Here is a 22,237-nt window from a genome sequence, read left to right as displayed (position 1 = left end):
GCTATGACCCCACCAATTGTTAAGCGCTATCTGATTGCATTCGAGAAGTACAAGTGGATTGGACTCGCTAGTTTTGCTTTAGTTGTCGCAGGCTCGACGGTGGTGGCTGTACAGCCAGATCCACCAATTAACTACATAGCAGACGGCGCACTAACTTATAATCGTCCACCGGTTTCATTCTCGATTACTGGCAATGAAATTCAGCAACAAGGACAGGAATTAAGTCAGGCTGCTTTGCTTTCAGATCAGATTATTGAAGCTGTAGCAACCAAAGTTAATGTTAAGCCAAAAACCATTGGTACAAATGTTGCGCTGAAATTGCCAGAAAAACCCAAGGTAGGAGAAGTTGCATCCACAGTTATTGATCTGAAGTATAAAGATACTGATCCTAAGCGTGGACAAGAAGTGCTTCAGGAATTGATGCAAGCAATGATTAAGCTGAGTAGCGAAATTAATACGGGAAGATTAAAAGCAATTATTCAAAAAATTGAAGAACGCTTGCCCGAAGCTCGGTTTGAGTTGCAAACAGCAGAAAAAAGGCTGGAACAGTACGATCGCCGCGAGCGACCAGCAATACTATCAGCAGAGAATGGTAGTCTATTGGCAGCCGTGACTAATAGCCAAAACCAGCAACGGCAAATTCAGTTAACTGTTGCCGGGATTGATGCCCAAATTCGTAGTTTGCAGTCAAAGTTGGGTTTAGATGTTGATAAAGCTTATGTTTCTGCTGCTTTGAGTGCTGATCCTATTTTGGGTAACTTGCGATCGCAACTGTATCAAGCAGAATCGCAAATCGCTTTACTGCGTAAAGATTTGCGACCTGAACACCCAACAATGATTCAGTTGCAGCGCCAAAAAGAAGCAGCAGAGGAATTAATCCAACAGCGTGCTAACGAAGTCATCGGCGGTGGTGGTACAGCAGCACCTCTAGCTGGGAATATTTCCGGTATCCGCGCTCAAAGCAACTTAGATCCAGCACGACAAGGGTTAGCGAATCAAATGGTAACTTTGCAAACTCAACGGGAAACGCTGCAACAACAATTAGCACAGCAAATCCGCGAAGAGGCTCGATTACGGCAGGAGTATTCTGTAATACCCAACAAACAACTAGAGCGATCGCGTTTAGAACAGGAAGTAGCTCTCAAAAAAGCTGTTTTTGACCAGATGCAAGCCAAATTAACAGACTCTAAAACCGCAGAGGCAGAAACTGTTAGTAGTTTGACTATTGCCCGTGTCCCTACCGTTCTTGCTGAACCCACAAAACCGAAGAGTGTACCAGTCACGTTGGGAGTTGGTGGTTTCTTAGGCTTTTTAGTTGGGGGTGGGGTGATATTTTTGTTAGGCTCCCTAGAAGGTACTTTCAAAACCAAAGAAGATATCCGCGACAGCTTGAAACAAAGAGAAGTGGTGTTACTGGGTGAATTGCCTTTAATGCCAGTGGATGATTTATCTCCCGGATCAGTCCCAGTGGTATTTTCCCCAGATTCGCCTTATTTAGAGTTTTATGAAAAGTTCCGCAGTAATTTACGTCGTCTTGGAGGTAAGGATTTAAAAATACTGCTAATTGCTAGTACTGGCGCTCAAGAAGGAAAAACAGTGAGTGCTTACAACTTGGGTATAGCTTGCGCTCGTGCTGGCAAACGTACCTTAATTATTGAAACCGATTTGCGATCGCCTTCGCAAGCTGCATCTTTAAAAGTCACTCCCGACTCCGAAGCCACTATCGAACCCCTGCGTTATTATGCCAGCTTGAGTGAATGTATCCGCTTAGTTCCTGATATAGAAAATTTATACATTATTCCTAGCCCTGGCCCTGTGCGCCAATCAGCAGCTATTATTGAATCTAGCGAAATGCGGCGGCTGATGGAAGATGCTCGTGAGCGCTATGATTTAGTAATTTTAGATACAAATCCTTTAAGTTACTCCAACGATCCTTTATTGATTCAACCATACAGTGATGGCATCGTGCTGGTGGCACGACCAAACTATACACAAGAGAATATGTTAGGTGAAGCGATTGACCAATTAATGGAAGCTGAATTGGGATTACTGGGCGTTATTATTAATGGTGCTGATATTGAGGTTGCTGCACTACAGACTGCGAAACCTTTACCAACGCCTTCATCCGAGGCAGAATCGGCCATTGTTGAAGAATCTGACCAAGTTTCAGCGACTGTGAATAACAATTACAACTAAGAAGTAATAGGGGTGTAGGTGAAGAGAACCTCTATTTCCTTAAACTTCTATCCCCTTGTGCTTTAGTATATGCAGTTCATGATAGCTAGGAATTAAATTTGCCATCAACTTCACTACCCGAACGACGTACTATCCCTACAGTTTGTGGCAATACGCCCACTAAAAGTGCAAAGGCTGCATCAGGTAAATCAGCCACCATTTCTGATGTAAAATACTGTTCAAACTGATCTAAAATCTTCTGAACTCGTTGTTGAGGAACTGAGTTTTCGGTAATTTGTTTGATCAACCGAATCCATTGTCGTCGAATCAAGTAAGCTTTCTGGCGCTCCTCATATGATTCAGGAATTAACAAAGATAAATTGCCGACACGCATAGCTATCTGGCAATCACTATCATAATCCCCACCAACAGCTGCTCCTGGCCCAGCAAACTCTGCGTGGTAGCGTTTAAAGAGTATTAACCCATTACGCTTCCGACTATTAATAATGAAAACCTTTCCACTGTGCAAATTTGTCAGGGTTTCTGCGTCGCATGATTGCTCAGTTCCATCTGGCATGACAAGATGGTCAAGAAAACTGGTGTCGGGGTAATAAGTTGATACCATAGAGTTTTGATAGCGTATGCGCTTTTCGCTATCCATGTTTTTAAAACTTTTTAATAATTTGGTAGTTTTATGCACGTCAAGCAGTAACTTGGTATTAAATCAAATTAGATTTTTTTGTTTTCTTAATTCTCAAGGATTTATTGCTCAATTTAATAATGGAGATGAATTAGATGTCACTCAGTAATTAGGTAATCATATTTTATGAGATTTAGCTGATTTTGTCTTCTAACTAAACTGTAAAAAAATTAAAGTTTTTATAAAGATGAATAAATTAAATACAAAGTTCTTATGAGGTACTTTTTGATTTAACGTAATTTCACCGATGGCTTCATCATACTGGATATTTTATATTGAGGACTCCTCATTATTCAAATAATAAGTAAAAAACATAAAATTATTTTCCACAGTAGAAAATATAACAAATACATTTTATCTATGATTTGTGTAAAGATAACTTTACTTAGATTCAAAATATGGAATACTATCTAGCTTGATTTCCTTGCAGATGTTTTTGGAAATGAATAAAAAACTGACTTCCCTCTCAAAATAGAGGCTAAAAAACTTAGATATTTTATAGTGGACAGAGTAAAATCTGTTTATTTGAATTTGAGTTTAACTTGCGATCGCCACATCATAATTGTCTACTAACAATATAAAATTTAGTCAATAGAATTAACTATCAAGTGCTTGCGGAGGAAGATTTGACGGGAGCGGTTAAGAAAAAATAAATTCCAATTAGATTCTACTTTATCCATCCTATAACCTAGCTTGAAATACAAATGCCGTGCCTGATAATTATCTTCTAAAACATGGAGATATAAGTCTTGAAAACCCCATTCCTGGCAGATTTTTTCGCTGGCAATTAATAACTTTGAAGCCACACCATTTCGACGATTTTTTTGCTCAACAGCTAAATTAGACAAATAGAGGAAACTTTTGCCATCTTGTTTCCATGATTCATGGAAACGCAAGCCTACTTCAACTACTCCTACTAAGTTATTAGCTCCACTAGTAGTAGTGTCAACAGCAACTAAACAAATATGATGAGGTGCAGGTGATGATAACCGATTTCTGAAGTCTTCGTAAATACCCAAACGTAGCAATGGAAAAGCCCATCCCCAGAAACCATTTTGAGAGTGAAAGCTTTCGGCAATAATCTGAGCAATAGCAGTCAAATCGTTAGGTGTAGCCGCACGAATTTGGAATCGTTTGGAAGCTTGATGAGCGGCTGATGTCAGTGGTTGTTGGTGAGATGAGTCAAAAAACCAGGATGTCAAGGCTAGTTTATTATTAATTGCATTTTACAAAAATTTTCTCGAATATCCTAAAACGCCATTTGTTACTGTCATTTAGTTCCAATAAATTATTTAGGTGTTCTAGGTTCTTCTGTAATTTAATAGCACACTCAGCATCATTTTAGGCAATTAATAACATCAATTGTCACAACCAATAATATAATCCGGCCATTATGATTCATATCCACTAGAGACTCCGCATAGACAACAAGGAAGGTTACTTCATCAAGATTGAGTCAGATTTTTGATTGAATTTTAGGTGAAATTTTGTTGTCACACCCTAATACATATCGCTTCTGTATTTCTATAAATGAGTGAAGTTATAACCCTCATTTTAAGTATATATACTTAAAATGAGGGTTATACTAATTAAGTACACACTGTAATAGTTAAAGAAGAATTAATCTGTAACAGACCCATGCCACTTGCGTGACTGATGGTTATGATTGCTAAATTGGAAAAAACAATTAGTCCAATAGTATACTTTGTCTTCAACACTCATCGTTGTGACCTAGCTCACTCTTCCATGATTTAGATAAATAAAATTTACCTGCAAATGTTAGTACAACTGCGACAAAGGGCAAACTTAATATGCAGCTTCAGTTGGTTTTTTTCTGCCAGGACTGAATGCTGTGTGTAGTATGAAAGTTGTCACTGGAGGTGAAAGAAGACTTGAAAAGCACGCATCAACTCTGTAGTGCAGAACCGACTATTCAACCAAATCCGCTGTATCAGAGCAAGTGGCACTCATTACAAAGTATTAAGGCTAATTACTGTGAGTAGATATTCTTACACCCAGCATTTGTCTAGCCAAACAGCCCGATTGGGCAAAATGCTCTGCTCTTACCTGATTCAGAAAAATTCCTTCTTGATCAGATTATTCTTTATTCAACTGCTGTTGCAGCAGGAAAGCGGTGCATGAAATCTCAAGTAAACAGTAAGCCGAAAATTTTGGTTGTTGACGATGAACCAGACAACCTTGATTTGCTTTACCGCACCTTTTATCGTGATTATAAGGTGTTAAGGGCAACCTCTGGCCCTGCGGCCCTGGATCTGCTGGCAGAAGAAGGAGAGGTTGCAGTGATCATCTCCGATCAGCGGATGCCGATAATGAGCGGTACGGAATTTTTGAGCCTGACAGCAACTCAATATCCAGATATTATCCGAATTATTTTAACTGGCTACACTGATGTTGAAGACTTAGTGGAAGCAATCAACGCTGGTAAGGTATTTAAATATGTCACTAAACCTTGGGAAGCAGAAGAACTCAAAGCTGTGGTACGCCAAGCCTTGGATACCCATAATGTTCTTAAAGCTCGCACCCGCGAACTAACCCGCACACTCCGTCAAGAGTCATTGCTGAATACTGTTACCAATACAATTCGCAGCGCTTTAGACTATCGGCAAATTTTGCAAGCAATTGTCGATACAGTCGGTCATATGTTGGAAGTCGATGTCTGTCTATTACGTCCCTTTCAAGATGAGCAGTTGGCAGATGAGGGATTTATTTACCAGAGATATCCCCAAGACAAAACAGGAAAAGTATTGGAAATACAAAGAGATGAGAAAGCCACATCTTTCTCTGTTTCTTCATTTTCCCCTTCTTTGTTGGCTCAAACAGTTTGGGAAACCCGTGAAGTTCAAGTAATTTACGATGTTGCTACAGATGAGCGCATCCAAGGAGAAAGTCTAGAACTACAGCAACGTGGGACAGCTTTTGCGGCTGCTAGTATTTGCTCTAGCTTAGTTGTACCGTTAATTTGTCAACAAGAATTGTTAGCAGTACTGGCGTTACATCAGTGTACCCAATCCCGTTTTTGGGGGACTGAGGAAGTACAGCTAGTAACAATGGTGGCAGATCAAGCAGCTCTTGCTTTATCTCAAGCTTATGCTTATGAACAGGTACGTGCTTTAGCTAAACGAGAAGCGCTAATTAATACAATTACAACAGCAATTCGCTCTAGCTTAGACCCACAAGATATTTTTGCTGCTATTACTCACAAATTAGGGCAAGCCTTACAAGTCGATGGCTGTGTGCTGTCCTTATGGACAGAAGAAGATGAATTTGTCGAGTGTGTGGGCTTATATGATAGTTTTCAACATTCTGAGCATTCGCTGAAGCCAGCCCAAAATCATAATTTAAATACTAATCTTGACTTAATATCTCAACAATTACCTCACTCTCAAGCTCTAATTAGAGATAACCCACTGTTGCAAGAAATTTTGCGGACACAGGAGCCTGTAGTAGTTCCTGACATGAGCGTCTGTCTCTTAGAACTCAAGGGATTTGATTTGCCTTTAAAAAAGCCAGCACGATCGCTTATAGTTGTGCCTTTATTAGCTGATGGCAAATGTATCGGTAGTATTACCTTGAGGGAAGGGCGAAAAGTCCGGCGATGGGTATCATCTGATATTGAACTAGCCAAAGCAGTGGCAGCACAAGCAGCGATCGCAGTACAGCAGTCACGTTTATACCAGAAAACCCGTGAGCAAGCCGAGCGCTTATTAGAACTAGATAAACAAAAAACTGAATTTTTCCAAAATATCTCCCACGAATTCCGCACTCCCATCACCTTAATTCAAGGGCCACTAGAATCTGCTGTGGGGGCTGGGGAAGGGCTATCCCATGAACAAAGTGCGATCGCTCTGCGTAACTCTCGCCGCCTGCTGCGATTAGTTAACCAATTACTCGATTTACAACGCCTAGATGCTGGACGAATGCAACCTAGTTTTCGTCCTTGTGATTTGGTGGAATTTGTCAGTCAAATTGTCGAGTCATTTCGCCCTTACTGCGAGAAAAAACAACTGCATCTGCATACTGATTTTGGTACATGTCCAAAGGTTTATTTGGATATGGAAAAATTTGACAAGGTAGTTTATAATCTCCTATCAAATGCCATGAAGTTTACACCAGAAGATGGCACAATCAGTGTTGCACTTCAACATCAAGACGATTACTGCATCCTCCAAGTAAAAGATACAGGAATCGGCATTGTTCAAGAACAAATTCCTCTGTTATTTGAGCGATTCCGCCAAGCTGAAGGTTCTGAAAACCGTTCCTATGAAGGTAGCGGGCTGGGTTTAGCTTTAGTTAAAGAATTGGTGGAAATGCACGGCGGTAAAGTCACTGTAGATTCAGTGTATGGAGAAGGGACGACTTTCACGTTATGGCTGCTAACTGGTAATGATCACTTACCAATAAACCAAATACTAGAAACACCCGTCGAATTAAATACGAACCGCGCTAGTGTCGAATTAGCTGATTTAGAACTCATAGAACCAACTATTGAAATTACAAAAGACTTATCGATTGTTCCTCATACTCAAGATTCAACACAGGCTACACCCCGCTACACGAACAATACTCAATACTCAATCTTGGTTGTAGACGACAACCCAGATTTACGAACTTATGTATCCAATATCCTCCGTCGCCACGGCTATCAAGTGCATACGGCTCGTAATGGCTATGAAGGGTTTGGTGTAGCTCAGGAAATTGTACCCAGCTTGATCGTTACTGATTTAATGATGCCTTTAGTGACTGGACTGGAAATGATTCGGATGGTTCGTTCTGAACAGAAGCTCAAAGGAATTCCGATCATTCTGCTCACAGCAAAAGTTGACGAAGAAACCCGCATCGAAAGTACAGAACACGGTGCAGATGCTTATTTAGCAAAACCATTTAACGATCGCGAACTTCTAGCAGAAGTCAGGAATCTCCTAGCCTTGAAGGAAAATGAACGCCGGGTTGTGGAACTAAACACTTACCTAACAGAATCAGTCCTCAAACGCTTTTTGCCAAATGTATTGGTGCAGAAAGCAGCAGCAGGAGATTTGACTCTAGATTTACGTCCAGAACCGCGTTTGATTACAGTTTTGTTTAGTGACATTGTAGGTTTTACCCAATTAGCTAATACTCTCAGATCCCGACGGGTGGCAGAATTACTGAATGAATATTTAGAATGTATGACCAAAGTTGTATTTGATAATGGCGGTACTGTAGATAAATTTATGGGAGATGCGATTTTGGCTTTATACGGAGCGCCAGAAGAACTGACTCCTAATGAACAGGTGCGTCGAGCCGTCAATACAGCTAGAGCCATGCACCGCTCCCTCTCTGAGTTAAACCAACGCTGGCTAGAGCAAGGTGTATTTGAAAGTGATGGGCGTTCTGGCGTACAATTTCGCTGTGGTATTCACCAAGGTACAGCGGTTGTGGGTATGTTTGGTAGCGAGAAACGCGCCGACTACACCGCGATTGGGCCGAGTGTGAATATTGCCGCCAGATTGCAGGCTGCTGCTATTCCTGGTAGTATTCTAATTTCTGCCGCTGTGGCAGATTATTTGCAGGATGAAGAAATTACTAAAGGTAGTCCGTTGAAACTTAAAGGCGTAGATGAAACAGTTCTAACTTTTGCTGTTTCACCAGATTTAGTGGTTAATCGCTAAGATCCAAACGGAGTCTTAAAGTATTGCTAAGGACTCTGAATCATATTTGGTTTTGGTGATATGACAACACCTGTTGCAGACAAAACTCCCATTTCAGTCGATGTCTGGAGGCGACGTACCGATTCTCCAAGTTTGTGGATTTTTGCGGCCATCAGTTCAGTTTCCCTGCATCTGTTAGTTTTTTGGCTGATGCGATCGCATAATGTATTTGGACTGTGGTTTCCACAGCAAAGTCAAGATGTTGTCCCCATTGAATTTATAGAACTCCCCTCAACTACAAAATCTACAGCCAAATCAATATTATCTACAACAAAAATTTCACCAAAACCCAACATCTCATCTCAAAAGTCTGTATCAAAACCTTTACCAGAAACAGCACAAACCACACCTAAAAATCAGGATGCTGGTTCTAGTATTTTGAATAAGAAAGAAGTTGTCGTTGCTCAAACGAACACCAAACCATTGGTTAAAAAAACAGTTCAGCCGCCTCAACCTACACCAACAACGAAACCGGAACCAAGTTTTACACCCCAATTTACTAAAGCTACACCAACACCTAGACCTACACCGACAGTTCCCATTGGGAATCGTCCGTGGAATCGCCGACAAGAAGTTGTCCTAGGACAAGGAAAGCCGCTACCAAACATTATTCCATCAGAACAGCCTAAAAATTCGCAATCTCAAATCGGAAATCCAGCCGGAAATCCGTCTCCAGGTTCCACTGGAAACACTTCCAGCACATCTACTCAGAGAAATCCAAATACTCCTCAAATTCCTACAGACAAAACTTCACCCACTCCAACAAGAAATACTCCTGAAATCCCTACAGAAAAAAATCCCAGCAATTCTGAATTAGCTGGCTCAATAGTAACGATAGTGCCTTTGGCTGATCATGAAGTGCGTCAATTAAGCAAAGATTTACCTGATGTTCTGGCTAAATATCAGGGAAGCGATACCAAAAAATTGACAGCAAGTTCTCTCAACGGTGAAATCGGACTTGCACCTGCACAACTTTTAGCAAGCTTAGTAATTGATAAAAATGGTAATTTTCAAGAGGCTGTAGTTTTAGAAATAGAACCACTCAGTCTACGAGGCGAAAGAAGTTTATACCAACAAGCGATCGCCGACATTTTCCGCAACGACAAGTTTACCCCAGCCCAAAATCAAGATGGCAGCAAACCAGACTTGAGCAATCTATTTGTCAGGATTACAATCCGATCTGTTGGACTTAATTAGATATGTGAATTTTTTTCAAAATAGTGTTATGATATCTAAGTTGGAAATATGCGGGCGTAGTTTAGTGGTAAAACTATAGCCTTCCAAGCTATTAATGCGGGTTCGATTCCCGCCGCCCGCTTAAATTTCAAAACCCTTGTAAGCCATAGCTTATGAGAGTTTTTGTATTTGTAAAACAGTTCCTTTTATAGTATTTTTGTACTATAAATATACAATGACTTGGGGTAGTTTAGGGTACTTTGGGTGTGATTTGAGTGTAAGCTTAGCATACAAATGTACTACTAGTTATATGTACACCGAAACATCTACAGGTGGTGATGGTGGCTATGACACAAAAGGTTGTGATGACACTATTGCCGAGCGCGGAGCAAAAGCGACAATTCCACCTCGTAGCAACGCCAAAATTCCACCACACTCAAACACTTTCGTATCCCAGGGATGAAAATTTGCGTCGAATACATCAAGTTGGACGTAAGCAATGGAAACAAGAGTCTGGTTATCATCGCCGTTCTTTATCTGACGTGAGTTCGATGAGTTATAAAGCCAGAAACTTTAACTTGATAGTTTATTTGTTGATTTTGGGTGGATTTACTTGGTCTTCCTGCTTTGGTATACTCTGGTTTTTCTGAGTACTCCATTTCTTTTATTTGGTGAGATTTCCAGGATGATAGCTTTTCTATGGCGATTTTAGCATCTGCTTGACATGCAAATCCTTGTCTAGAAAGTTTACGCAGTGAAGCTTGGTAACAAGATAAGAATAAACTTTCTGCGGATTCTTACGTGATTACTTTGGAGTAGATGAGTTTGGGGAAATTGCGATTAAATTGCTAAAAACTTCTCATTAGATTTTTTAACTTTGGCTATCCAACCTTGATATAAATTTAAAATTTCTAAATAAGAAACAGTGGTTTCCGATATTAAATAAAACAGTGGCGGTGAAAAACGTTGAGGAAATATTTGGTGCAAAATTTTTGCCGAAAGCTCTCTTAAAATAAACTCAATAAATAATCCTTGCGATAATGGGAACGCATTATCTCCAAGTTCTACTAAAGCATAACCATCTGGCTGACGGCGCACCGTAAATTGTGCAATGGCTTCTGCGATATTATCAGAATATTCATCTAAAAGCTGGTCAAACACCACTACATCTTCGAGTGCTGCATTGCAACCTTGACCAATCGAAGGTGATACAGCATGGGCAGCATCTCCTATTAGCAATACACTATCACCATAATGATAGCGACTACAGCGAACTGTTAAAACTGTTGATGGTGGTCTATTAATAAAAGCTTCGGCTTCCGATTCTGGCATCAACTGACTAGTTTCTGCAAAATTTTCTCGAAAGAACTTTAACACTTCTTCCGTTGTCGAAAGATTAGCCACTTGATTGTGCTTACGAGGAAAGTAAATAACCCCGCTCATCGTTCCACCTAGTTGATGCAGCAGAAGCACAACTGTGCCATCTTTGAGCATCCAAGAGTGAATTTTATCGCGTTCTAAATTGATGTTTGACTTTTCATCAGGACTAGGTAAGAAAAATGATTTGTAATCAGTAGGGATATCTTTTTGTTCACAGTCAAGATATTCTGTGGAGTTAAGGCTTTGTCTAACCGCAGAATACGCTCCATCTGCACCAACTAAAAAGTCATAATTAATAGTAAGACTTTTGTCTTCTTCAGCGATATTTGTTAATGTTAATGTCTTAGCAGTAAAATCAACTTGCTGACATTGACAGTTGAAGTGAATATTTAGTTGCTTATTATTGTACTTGCTAGTTAAGCTTTCTAAAAGCGCGATCGCTAAATTTGTCCTGTCAAGAGTAAACAAGGGAGTTTGTCGAGGAGTATATCTTGTCTTGCCATTTTGTTGATGAAAAACTGTGCCATTCATTTCTAAACTTATGGCTTTGACAGATGCTCCCAATCCCTCAATTTGTCTTAAAGCGCTCATTCCTCTTTCATTGAGAGAAATCGGATAAGTTCTGGATTTAGAAAATGAGACAATTCTAGGATCACTGCGACGCTCATAAATGTGAATTTGATAATTATCTCCACGACGCAACAAGTACTGAGCTAATAAAAGTCCACTTGGCCCAGCGCCAACAATCACTACTTTTTTAATCATAAATTTTAAATTGACGCATAGATGATGATAATCTTTATATGCGTGAAATATACGTTATTTGTAGAGATAGAATACATTGTGTCTCTACTCAGATAGGATTTCATGAATCTTCAGAAAGATGTATGGCAACATCTTTCGATATATGCGATCGCTGAAGATTAGCAGACAATAGATAACACACCAAAGTTGAACTATATTTATGAATGCAAAATCTCTATCAGAAGTAAGAATTTGCTTTCTGGGTGAATCCTTTGTCAACGGTACAGGCGACAAAGAATGTCTCGGTTGGACAGGTAGAATTTGTGTAAATGTTAATAAAAAAGGTTATGACATAACTTACTATAATTTAGGTGTGCGAAGAGAGACGAGTACTGAACTGAAAAATCGTTGGCTGCGAGAAGTTACTTATCGTCTACCAAAAGAATATGACGGTAGAGTTGTATTTTCTTTTGGTGTAAATGACACGACGATAGAAAACGGTAAAACTCGTGTGAATATCGCAGATTCACTCAAAAATATCCATGATATTTTGAGCGCAACTAAACAGTTATATCCTGTTTTAATGATTGGTCTATCACCATGTGGAGATGCAGCACAAAATCAAAGAATTGCTAATTTAGATCAAGAATTTGCTTTAGTTTGTCAGCAATTAGATATTCCTTACCTCAACGTTTTTCCTACATTAATCAAATCAAATATCTGGATAGAAGAAGCTAGAAATTATGATGGCGCTCATCCACGAGCCGCAGGTTATGCTGAATTTGCTCAAATTGTAGACAATTGGGATGCTTGGTTAAATTGGTTTAAATAAGAATTGCTTATACTAGAGTCCGTGAAATTCCTGCGAGGAATCTGGCCATGACAGCATCAGAGAGAAAGATACCACCATGAGAAAGTGGCGATCGCCTAACTCGCCAAGAATTTGAACGTCCCTATTATGCCATGTTTCACTAATGCGATCGCATTTCCCGTACTTATACAAATCGCTCAAACCTGCAAATCAAATGGTTAAAACCGTTGTGCCAATTGGGGAGTGCGCCCTTTTAAGCCAATCATTAATTTGAGGGCGAATACTTTTAATAGTGGAACTCGTTGCATCATCCATAAACCAAGGCGACGAACAACTACTAAAGGTAGGATTTGGTTAGAAAACATCCGATCTAGCAAATCGGTAAAACCTAAAATTGTCAAGTTTTCCAGTTTACGCCAACGTTCATAGCGTTTGAGGACTTGAATTTTACCGATATCTTCGCCTTTGGCGTGGGCTGTTTCGATGATTTGCGCCAATGCGGCTGCATCTCGAATACCGAGATTTAAACCTTGTCCACCGACGGGATGACAGTTGTGGGCTGCATCCCCAATTAATGCTAAACGGGGAAGGACATAACGATCGCTTTGCATGAGTTGGACTTGGAAAACAAAGCGATCGCCCAATAATTCCAATTTACCCATATGATTACCATAGCGGCGGCTAAGTTCTGCCAAAAATTGCTCGTCATCTAAAGCACACAAAGCTTTTGCCTCTTCGTGGGGTGCTGTCCAGACGATGCGGCAACGATTCCCAGGTAAAGGTAAAATCGCAAAGGGGCCACTAGGCCAAAATCTTTCGTAAGCAGTATCGTTGTGGGATTTTTCGGGTTTGACAAAGGCAACTATACAAGATTGCCAATATTTCCAGCCATGAGTTTTAATCCCAGCCGCTTGGCGAATTGGCGATCGCGATCCATCGGCGGCTACCAGTAATTTACTGCGGACTGTATATATTTGCTCAGAAATCTTGATATCAATTGCCGCTATATCTTGCTGATATTGCGTATTTACCACCTCAGCCGGACACAGATAATTCACATTTGGGCATTTCTGCACAAATTCCTGCAAGGGCTGTAATAGTGCTTGGTGTTCTGCTACATAACCTAACTCTGATGTGCTTTTACCAATATCGGCTGATGCAAATTCCACCACATCAGGATAATCAGCATCAGAAAGATGCACATGGCGATATTTGGCGATGTGCGGCAATATTTTGTCCCAAATGCCAATACCTTGGTAAATCAGCGCCGAAAGCATGTGAATAGCATAGGCTTGGCCTTTGGCTACAGATGCTGATGTCACCTTGGCCTCAATTAGCAGTATATTCAACCCAGAATTATTCAAGGCAGAGGCTAGGGTTAACCCAACAATTCCACCGCCGACAATTACCAAATCATAGTCGTATCCCCGTTTGTCTGCTGCGGGTTGCTGAAGGGCAAGAGTTTGAGTAAGCTGCGTTAGGGTCATTGTTAAGAGAAGTTAAGCCACCTTAACTATTATTCTTACGCGATCGCGCCATATAGAGCAAGTTGAGAAGCAAAATTACTGATCTACCAACTCTGTGTACTAAAATCTCCCTAGGGTAAATATAATTTCCGCGATCGTGAAAACTGACACCCTTTTTTATAGTCTGTTTCAAACCTTCCCCAACGTATTTTTTGAATTAATTGGTCAATCTGGAACTGATGCTAACAGCTATCAATTCACTTCTATCGAACTTAAACAACAAGCATTTCGTCTTGATGGCTTATTTCTACCACTATCCGAGAACCCCAACCAATTAATTTACTTTCTTGAGGTGCAGTTTCAGAAAGATGAAGCTTTCTATCAGCGTGTCTTTGCAGCAATATTTCTCTATCTATATCAATACAAGCCTATAAATGACTGGCGTGCAGTTGTGATATTTCCCCGGCGCAGTCTAGAACCAGAAGAATCTAGACCTTATCGTTTTTTACTAAATAGTCCCTTAGTACAACGTGTATATTTAAATGAATTAAGCGAATCCGCAGATACCTCAATAGGTATTGGGATTGTGCAACTAATTGTGGAAAGCGAAAATAGAACAGCCGCAAAAGCTAGACAGCTAATTGAGCAAGCCCAACAAAAGTTAACAAATGTACTTACCCAACAAGAAATTATAGAATTTATTGAGACGGTAGTGATTTACAAATTTCCCAGACTTAGCCGTGAAGAGGTGGAAGCTATGTTAGGTCTAGATGCCATTAAAAATACAAGAGTTTATCAAGAGGCAAAGGAGGAAGGTAAGCTTGAAGGTAAACTTGAAGGTAAGCTTGAAGCGTTACCTCGGCTTTTAAAGTTGGGTTTGAATCTGGAACAAATTGCTGAGGCTTTGGAATTAGAAATTGATGTGGTGCGACAAGCGGCAAAAAAACAGTCTTCTTGAATAGGGGTTGAGAAACTTTATACTAAATATACCAATGGTGTGCGTTAGCGATCGCATAACGCACCCAAGTTTAGTAAGTTTCTGTCTACTTAAATCTAAATACCTTGCTAGTACAGCGCGGCGGAAATAAACAACCCATTTCAAATCCATGAAACGTTTACGCTGTATTTCTTTTGACTTTTGATTTCCGCCTTGCGGTAGTAGTTGCTATGTAGATTTTTAAACAAAACTCATGGCTAACAACTGTTCTGACATATCAAAATTAGACGTGACATTTTGAACATCATCTAAGCCTTCTAGAGTATCAATTAACTTGAGGAGCGATCGCGCCTGATCGGCATCAGTTACCTCAAGATGATTACTAGGAATCCAGCGTAATTCGGCATCAATTACCTTAAAACCTCTATTTTTTAGGGTTTGATTGAGAGTTTCTAAATTGACTATCTCGGTGAACACTTCCGCCGGATCATCTTCAGTCATTTCATAAGACTCAGCGCCACCTTCTAAAGATGCTTCTAAAAGTTTGTCTTCATCAACTACATCTTGAACAATACACACACCTTTTTGGTCAAACATCCAGCTAACACAACCAGTCTCACCTAAATTTCCACCATTTTTACTAAAAGCTGCCCGTAAGTCAGCAGCAGTGCGATTGCGATTATCAGTGAGGGCTTCGACTAAAATTGCTACGCCTCCGGGGCCATAACCTTCGTAGCGAATTTCTTCTAGACTATGATTATCGCCACCAAATGTACCTGCACCTTTAGCGATCGCCCGCTCAATATTATCATTGGGGATACCCGCTGCTCTGGCCTTTTCAATAGCTGTGCGTAGTTGAAAATTTCCTGCTGGATCTGGTACACCGTTTCTCACCGCCACAATAATTGCCCGCGACAGCTGAGTGAAAGTCTTTCCCCTTTTTGCATCGACTACAGCCTTTTGGCGTTTAATGTTAGCCCATTTACTATGACCTGCCATAATTTGAAACTATTAATGCTCTCTCCAAAGATTAGGATATACAAGGAAAGTATGAAGTATGAAGTATGAAGTGTATAGACACCCTTTGGGTGGCTTGCCGCAGGCTAGTGTGAAGTATTAAAATTCAGTCCACTATTTTCCTATAGGAGACGGGTTCTGCTTTGCGGTACGTCCTTTATGAGTCATCATTAGACCAGTGATTAATTTTCTCAACCAACTTGCTGCAAGATTTTTTCTTACCCATGGCCAATTGAGGGGAAGAAGAAAGAAAGTACGACACTATCTTAGACAATTACTACTGTTGCTACTTATAGGCATAGTAGCTTTAAGCGGATGTCAAGCCATACGTTCTAAAGTTGCAACAAATAAAGTTATTCATATCACTTTCTGGCATGGTGTAAATCCGCCGGCAAATCGGGATGTCTTGCAAAAGCTGGTAGATAAATTTAACCAAACCCATGTAGATATTCAAGTAGAGTCTTTATACGTTGGACAACAGGATCAGCAAACACCTAAAGTTTTGTCGGCCGTAGTAGGAAACGCACCGCCGGATTTGTTGTGGTATAACCCAACTATCGCCGGTCAATTAGTAGAATTAGGCGCGCTGATTTCTGTAGATGAAATGCTGGCAAATTCCCCAGTTAAAAACGAAATTGACCCGGCCTTGTATACTTCGATGGAATATCAAGGAAAACTTTGGTCAGTTCCTTTTGCGACAAACAATATTGGCATTTTCTACCGTCCAAGTTTGTTTAAAGCAGCTGGGATTACTGAAACACCCCGCAATTGGACGGAATTCCGGCAAGTCGCCCAAAAATTAACCCTTGATACTGATGGCGATGGACGCATAGATCAGTATGGAATGTTTTTACCTTTAGGGAAGGGAGAATTTACAGTCTTCACTTGGTTGCCGTTTATGTGGAGTAGTGGCGGTGAATTGGTGAATGGTGATGGACAAAATCCAGCAGGTGTTAGGTTACAAGAAAATCAAGGAGCGATCGCTGCTTTACAATTTTGGCGTAATTTAGTTACTGATGGTTCTGCAATGTTATCTAGCCCAGAACGCGGTTATGAGACAGACCCGTTGCTATCTGGGAAGGTAGCAATGCAAATCAATGGCCCCTGGAATTTGGGGCAATTCCAAGAAACTAATGTTGATTTTGGTGTTTTTCCTTTACCTGCTAACCAAAAACCTGCTACTAATATTGGCGGCGAAAATCTCTTCTTTTTTAAGACCACACCAAAACGTCAAAAAGCGGCATTTAAGTTTGCTGAATATGCCATGAGTGCAGATTTTCAAACAGAATTAGCTCTCGGAACTGGTTATTTACCGATTAATTTAAAATCTCGCCAAAGTGCAAAATATCAGGAATTTATCCAGAAATTACCGCAAGTGAACGTATTTTTAGAACAAGCCCAGTATGGCCGCAGTCGGCCAATCTTTCCTGGTTATAATCGAATTTCTGATAGTATCGGGCGAGCGGTTGAAGCGGTATTGTTGGGTAAACTTTCGCCCGCCGATGCACTCAAAGCTAGTCAGCAGCGTTTAGATTTAATCTTCAAATGAAGCCAAAAATAAGCATAATCAAGGGAAAAATCTGAGCAGTGACATCTTCTGCTCAGATTTGTTGGTGCTGTTCTGTGTCACTATATAACTTCAGCCGTATTCGCAAACGTTACGCAAATTTAGGCAAAATATTCTCTAAATTTACTAAATCGGCTATCCATAATTTTACTTCTAGATATATATTGACTTTAATCTAGCTAATGACATAAAATTTTAGATTGTCTGTCTAATTCCTGCTCGGATCAGGTAGAGACATCACAAAAGCTAGTAACAGCGATTAATTGAACGAATCGTTTTCTCTACAAGAGATCACATCTAGCTACCTGTACGGCAACTCTAAGGACAATTTCATGACCTACGCAATTATTGAAACTGGCGGCAAACAATTAAAAGTTGAGCCTGGTCGTTTTTACGACATTGAACTGCTCACTGCTCAACCAGACGAAAAAGTTACAATAAATTCAGTACTACTAGTACAGCATGAAGGTGAAGTCAGCATCGGTCAGCCTCTAGTGACAGGGGCAACTGTAGAAGGGACTGTATTGCGGCATCTGAGAGGTCGTAAAGTCTTGGTATACAAAATGAAGCCGAAGAAGAAAACCCGCAAAAAACGGGGGCATCGTCAAGAAATTACCAGACTGTTAATTAATTCCATCACTCTTAACGGTCAGGTATTTGCAGCTTCAGAAACAGCAATTGCTGAAGCGATCGCAGATGAAAATTCTCCTGCGGAAACCACAGCTGAATAATATAAGAACAAACACAAGAGGAAATTATGGCTCATAAGAAAGGAACAGGTAGTACGCGTAACGGACGTGACTCTAATGCCCAGCGTCTAGGTGTGAAACGCTATGGCGGTCAAGTTGTTCGTGCCGGAAATATTCTCGTGCGTCAGCGTGGAACTAAATTTCACCCCGGTAACAATGTTGGTATCGGTAGCGATGATACTTTGTTTGCCTTGGTTGACGGTATTGTTACTTTTGAAAGAAAAGGCAAGTCTCGTAAAAAAGTCAGTGTTTACTCACCTGCTGCCACAACTGAAGCAGCCGTTAGCTAAAAATACTGGCAATTTTATTGGTTATTTAGAATTGTAAAAATGAGGGTTGAAGTTACCAACCCTCATTTTTATAACGATTGTAAATACAAAAAATATTTACCAAATAGGTGTATATTCTGCTAAAACCCTATGAATAACACTACCACAAGCTATACCTGCCAAAGAAAATAAGGATGTAATCAGAAAAGCTGGCCTTGCCTTAAATCCTGCTAGGTGAAAATCTATTCTGGCTAATATTGACGCAGCAATGATTAATAAGGTATCTAGAAAGAGACGAAACCAAACAATCATCAGGAAAAACAAAAACGCCCCAAAAACAGCAATGAAAAAAGTTTTGGTAGCTGACTCAAAAAATACACTAGAATAACTTGCCATTGCTAAAAAGGGAGCAGTTAAACTTGCGAGCAAAATAAGTACAGCAACTACAACCACTATCCAGAAAGGCCAAGGAGCCTGAGTTTCTGACAAAACCCAACCCATAGTACTGCAACTAACCAGTACTAGTAATAAAGATATCCAGGGAAGTTTTTTGAAAATTGGCATGGGTTGGTCTTGCCATAAATAGGTAAAGTGATATTTTAAATAAATGTGGCGTGTACCAATGACACTATCTCACTTGTAGAAGCATTAATGCTGCTGAGAGTAAAGGCGATCGCAAACTACAAGACAGCTATCTTAAGTGGGGTAGATTATGGCGAGGATGACTTAGACTATAAGTTTATCATCCTATTTTTCCCAGAACCAATCAATAGGCTGTTAGGCAAATTGTATAAATTTACAAACAATGGCGGTATAAACTAGTTAAATATTTTCGTAAACATTTGTAAACTGTTAGCAGCAGAGTAGCAAAGTATCACATCTTGATTAAGGAATTGTCATGAAACAACTTGTCGTCGCTGAACGCGTATGCCTCATCGGTCATATTGTGTCAATGGTGTTTGGGTTAGTAGGGATATTACTAGTTATACCCAATGCCGAAGTCATTTTTCACTTGTCTGAAGTAGGACAAACTGCCATGCAGTGGAGTATGGCTGGTGGCGGTGTAGTTTATATGATCTTGGGTGCAGCAGCTGTATTTTTGTATGCCTTGCGGACATTGGGTGTGGGTCGTGCTATGGCTTTTCTGCTGCCTGCTGTATTAATTTCTTTAAGCAGTGAACTATTAGGAACCAGCACAGGCTTTCCTTTTGGTCACTACAGCTATTTAAGTGGCTTAGGTTATAAAATTGCTGGTTTAGTTCCCTTTACAATTCCCTTATCTTGGTTTTATTTAGGCTGTGCCTCTTACTTGCTGGCTCGTGCAGGTTTAGAAGTGGACACAAAACCTAGCTGGTGGCGACACATTGTTGCAATTGGCTTAGGTTCCTTGCTGCTTACCTCCTGGGATTTTGTGCTTGACCCGGCAATGAGTCAAACTACCTTACCTTTTTGGTATTGGCAACAACCAGGTGCTTTCTTTGGGATGCCTTATCAAAACTTTGCCGGCTGGCTGGGTACTGGCGCAGTGTTTATGACTGTGGCAGCTTTGTTATGGAAAAACAACCCGATAAAATTTGAGCGATCGCAACTTAATTTACCTTTGGTAGTCTATTTAAGTAACTTTGGCTTTGCTACAGTTATGAGCTTGGCTGCCGGATTCTCCATTCCTGTATTGCTTGGTTTGGTGTTAGGTGTTACTCCTGCCATTACTTTGTGGTGGAAAGCATCAGCGACAACTACTCAAGTTACCATTGAGCCAGCAACTCAAGAAGTTTCAGTGGCAAGCGTAAAAGTTGCTTTGAAGTAATAAAAGCTTTTAAAAAGCGGGGGAGCATGGGGAAAATTTTTCTCAGTACCCAATCCCCAACCCATTATTTACCAAAGCCATTCACAGAAGAAATAACTCTCAGGCTTTCTAAATCAATCATAGACAAAATAAAAACAGTAGAAAATTATTCTGAAGATGTTAGGGAGTAAATTCAGGATAAACTAGACAAGTTTGAACAGTCAGATAATTAAATAGTTAAGTAGGTCGGTGTTAAAAATTGTCGTTATGACAAGGCAGGAGGCAGAGGGCAGAAGGCAGAAGGGAAGAGGTTTTCAAGCTACTTTACTTTCCGTTACATAGTTCGGTTTATTTGCACCTTTCTACTTACTTTGGATAAAAATATTCTCAATTAGAAGTATCGTTAAAGAATAAAAAATTACGTCTTTGAGCATATATTGAGCATTTTATAGAGATTAATCGCTGAAAGCATTCATATTGTGGGAACTGTTCAATTATTATGGTCTATGATTGGCTTACTCTTGACAATGGGTGGCACATTTGTTGGAGCATATAGTATTACCTTGCCCTGGAGTTGGAGTCAGCATGGAATTCAAACTTTTTCTTTAGGCGTCAGCTTTCAAATTGGGGCGGTGCTACTAGTCGGGTGTTTGGGGGGGCAGAATGCTGGTGCGCTCTCACAAATAGCATACTTAGTTATGGGTTTAACTTTACTCCCTGTATTTTCTGAGGGTGGTGGTGTTGGTTATGTCAAGCTGTCTCAGTTTGGTTATCTGTTAGGTTTTATTCCTGGAGCGTGGATTTGTGGATTTTTGGCTTTTCAAGCGAGGCCAAAACTGGAATCTCTGGCATTTAGTTGTCTTTGTGGCTTGTTAACCGTTCATTTCTGCGGTATTACTTATTTGACTATTAGTTACTTTTTTCAGTGGCAAGGTACAGAAAGTGTGTCCTTAATCCAAGCCATCCTCAAATACTCTTGGTTTGCAATACCAGGGCAATTAGCTGTAGTCTGTGCCGTTACCTCAATCGCATATGTATTACGCCATTTAATGTTTTATTAGTCAATAGTCCATAAATTGACTTTTGACCAATGACTAATGACTAACTCGCCATGATTTTAAAAAATCGTCTGTTTTGGATTGCTGCCTTTATTGCTTTTTTCTTAGATCAACTGACCAAATACTGGATAGTGCAGACCTTCAAATTAGGAGATACATTCCCACTCATACCAGGGGTGTTTCACTTTACCTATGTTACTAACACTGGTGCAGCTTTTAGTCTGTTAAGTGGAAAAGTGGAGTGGTTGCGCTGGTTATCTTTGGGAGTAAGTCTAGTATTGATAGCGCTGGCTTGGTTTGGCCCGGTGTTAAACCGTTGGGATCAGTTGGGTTATGGTTTAATTTTGGGTGGGGCTATGGGCAACGGTATTGATCGCTTTGTTTTAGGCTATGTAGTAGATTTTCTGGATTTTCGATTGATTAATTTTGCTGTATTTAATATCGCAGATTCGTTTATTAGCATCGGTATTGTTTGTTTGCTCATTGCTTCCTTCCAAAAAACCCCAACTACCAACCGCAGAAGGTGAAGCAGAGTAAAACTATTGACCCTATTTAACTATGCTGTAAGGGACTTCCAGAGAATAAGATATACAAGCCATAAAAATGATAATCATTCTGAAGGGGGAAAGAGCAGTTGCCGTCGGCAACTGCTCTTTCCTCCCAAATATATGCAAGATAAATGTCTGCACTCAAC

20 protein-coding genes and 1 tRNA gene are annotated in these 22,237 nt (G+C 40.2%); 15 read left to right on the top strand and 6 right to left on the bottom strand.

Annotated elements, in window-relative coordinates; genetic code table 11:
- Window positions 1-3 precede the first annotated feature (3 nt).
- Complete coding sequence (locus IQ259_RS12730) at window positions 4-2,196, top strand: polysaccharide biosynthesis tyrosine autokinase (protein WP_193885211.1); 2,193 nt, start codon at window positions 4-6, stop codon at window positions 2,194-2,196.
- Window positions 2,197-2,281: 85 nt separating this feature from the next.
- Here the strand turns inward: IQ259_RS12730 and IQ259_RS12725 are convergent, their stop codons facing one another.
- Together IQ259_RS12725 and IQ259_RS12720 are read right to left on the bottom strand one after the other, a co-directional pair.
- Window positions 2,282-2,836, bottom strand: coding sequence for a hypothetical protein (locus tag IQ259_RS12725; protein ID WP_193885209.1), 555 nt, complete (start codon window positions 2,834-2,836; stop codon window positions 2,282-2,284).
- 623 nt (window positions 2,837-3,459) lie between these two features.
- The gene (locus tag IQ259_RS12720) at window positions 3,460-4,077 is read right to left on the bottom strand and encodes a GNAT family N-acetyltransferase (RefSeq protein ID WP_193885207.1); all 618 of its coding nucleotides are present in this window, start codon (window positions 4,075-4,077) and stop codon (window positions 3,460-3,462) included.
- A 936-nt stretch (window positions 4,078-5,013) separates the two neighbouring features.
- Between IQ259_RS12720 and IQ259_RS12715 the strand changes: the two genes are divergently transcribed.
- The 5 genes from IQ259_RS12715 to IQ259_RS12695 all read left to right on the top strand — a co-directional run bounded on the left by IQ259_RS12715 (window position 5,014) and on the right by IQ259_RS12695 (window position 10,409).
- The gene (locus IQ259_RS12715) at window positions 5,014-8,544 is read left to right on the top strand and encodes a response regulator (protein ID WP_193885205.1); all 3,531 of its coding nucleotides are present in this window, start codon (window positions 5,014-5,016) and stop codon (window positions 8,542-8,544) included.
- A gap of 60 nt (window positions 8,545-8,604) precedes the next feature.
- Entirely contained in the window at window positions 8,605-9,780 is a 1,176-nt protein-coding gene (locus IQ259_RS12710; RefSeq protein WP_193885204.1) for a hypothetical protein, read from the top strand.
- A 50-nt stretch (window positions 9,781-9,830) separates the two neighbouring features.
- Window positions 9,831-9,901: transfer RNA gene (locus IQ259_RS12705), tRNA-Gly, on the top strand.
- Between the two features lie 168 nt (window positions 9,902-10,069).
- Window positions 10,070-10,222, top strand: a complete 153-nt coding sequence (locus tag IQ259_RS12700; protein WP_193885202.1) for a hypothetical protein — start codon at window positions 10,070-10,072, stop codon at window positions 10,220-10,222.
- Between the two features lie 4 nt (window positions 10,223-10,226).
- Window positions 10,227-10,409: a hypothetical protein gene (locus IQ259_RS12695; protein ID WP_193885200.1), complete on the top strand. Its 183-nt coding sequence runs from the start codon at window positions 10,227-10,229 to the stop codon at window positions 10,407-10,409.
- Between the two features lie 190 nt (window positions 10,410-10,599).
- Here IQ259_RS12695 and IQ259_RS12690 read toward each other — a convergent pair whose 3' ends face one another.
- Window positions 10,600-11,904: an NAD(P)/FAD-dependent oxidoreductase gene (locus IQ259_RS12690; RefSeq protein ID WP_193885198.1), complete on the bottom strand. Its 1,305-nt coding sequence runs from the start codon at window positions 11,902-11,904 to the stop codon at window positions 10,600-10,602.
- A 199-nt stretch (window positions 11,905-12,103) separates the two neighbouring features.
- Here IQ259_RS12690 and IQ259_RS12685 point away from each other — a divergent pair, with 199 nt between their 5' ends.
- On the top strand, window positions 12,104-12,715 hold the full coding sequence (locus IQ259_RS12685) for a GDSL-type esterase/lipase family protein (protein ID WP_193885196.1): 612 nt from the start codon (window positions 12,104-12,106) through the stop codon (window positions 12,713-12,715).
- 197 nt (window positions 12,716-12,912) lie between these two features.
- Here the strand turns inward: IQ259_RS12685 and IQ259_RS12680 are convergent, their stop codons facing one another.
- Complete coding sequence (locus tag IQ259_RS12680; protein WP_193885194.1) at window positions 12,913-14,181, bottom strand: FAD-dependent hydroxylase; 1,269 nt, start codon at window positions 14,179-14,181, stop codon at window positions 12,913-12,915.
- Between the two features lie 136 nt (window positions 14,182-14,317).
- Between IQ259_RS12680 and IQ259_RS12675 the strand changes: the two genes are divergently transcribed.
- Window positions 14,318-15,118, top strand: coding sequence for an Rpn family recombination-promoting nuclease/putative transposase (locus IQ259_RS12675; protein ID WP_193885192.1), 801 nt, complete (start codon window positions 14,318-14,320; stop codon window positions 15,116-15,118).
- Between the two features lie 219 nt (window positions 15,119-15,337).
- Here IQ259_RS12675 and IQ259_RS12670 read toward each other — a convergent pair whose 3' ends face one another.
- A complete protein-coding gene (locus IQ259_RS12670; protein WP_193885190.1) occupies window positions 15,338-16,096 on the bottom strand; it encodes a YebC/PmpR family DNA-binding transcriptional regulator in 759 nt (252 codons plus the stop codon).
- A gap of 301 nt (window positions 16,097-16,397) precedes the next feature.
- On the opposite strand from IQ259_RS12670, the gene IQ259_RS12665 reads away from it, so the two are divergent.
- The 3 genes from IQ259_RS12665 (at window position 16,398) to rpmA (ending at window position 18,720) form a co-directional block, all read left to right on the top strand.
- Window positions 16,398-17,663, top strand: coding sequence for an ABC transporter substrate-binding protein (locus tag IQ259_RS12665; protein ID WP_228014511.1), 1,266 nt, complete (start codon window positions 16,398-16,400; stop codon window positions 17,661-17,663).
- Window positions 17,664-18,013: 350 nt separating this feature from the next.
- Complete coding sequence (rplU, locus tag IQ259_RS12660; RefSeq protein WP_193885186.1) at window positions 18,014-18,412, top strand: 50S ribosomal protein L21; 399 nt, start codon at window positions 18,014-18,016, stop codon at window positions 18,410-18,412.
- A 26-nt stretch (window positions 18,413-18,438) separates the two neighbouring features.
- Window positions 18,439-18,720: a 50S ribosomal protein L27 gene (rpmA, locus tag IQ259_RS12655; RefSeq protein ID WP_193885184.1), complete on the top strand. Its 282-nt coding sequence runs from the start codon at window positions 18,439-18,441 to the stop codon at window positions 18,718-18,720.
- Between the two features lie 96 nt (window positions 18,721-18,816).
- Here rpmA and IQ259_RS12650 read toward each other — a convergent pair whose 3' ends face one another.
- Window positions 18,817-19,263, bottom strand: a complete 447-nt coding sequence (locus tag IQ259_RS12650) for a hypothetical protein (protein WP_193885182.1) — start codon at window positions 19,261-19,263, stop codon at window positions 18,817-18,819.
- A gap of 87 nt (window positions 19,264-19,350) precedes the next feature.
- On the opposite strand from IQ259_RS12650, the gene IQ259_RS12645 reads away from it, so the two are divergent.
- The 4 genes from IQ259_RS12645 (at window position 19,351) to lspA (ending at window position 22,070) form a co-directional block, all read left to right on the top strand.
- Entirely contained in the window at window positions 19,351-19,521 is a 171-nt protein-coding gene (locus IQ259_RS12645) for a hypothetical protein (protein ID WP_193885180.1), read from the top strand.
- 76 nt (window positions 19,522-19,597) lie between these two features.
- Complete coding sequence (gene cruF / locus IQ259_RS12640) at window positions 19,598-20,506, top strand: gamma-carotene 1'-hydroxylase CruF (protein WP_193885178.1); 909 nt, start codon at window positions 19,598-19,600, stop codon at window positions 20,504-20,506.
- A gap of 485 nt (window positions 20,507-20,991) precedes the next feature.
- Entirely contained in the window at window positions 20,992-21,546 is a 555-nt protein-coding gene (locus IQ259_RS12635) for a biotin transporter BioY (protein ID WP_193885294.1), read from the top strand.
- 50 nt (window positions 21,547-21,596) lie between these two features.
- Window positions 21,597-22,070: a signal peptidase II gene (gene lspA / locus IQ259_RS12630; protein ID WP_193885176.1), complete on the top strand. Its 474-nt coding sequence runs from the start codon at window positions 21,597-21,599 to the stop codon at window positions 22,068-22,070.
- The last annotated feature ends 167 nt before the right edge of the window (window positions 22,071-22,237 follow it).

This window comes from Fortiea sp. LEGE XX443, assembly GCF_015206815.1.
In the GTDB taxonomy this organism is placed as follows: Bacteria; Cyanobacteriota; Cyanobacteriia; order Cyanobacteriales; family Nostocaceae; genus Nostoc_B.
This window is presented reverse-complemented; position numbering and strand designations above follow the sequence as displayed.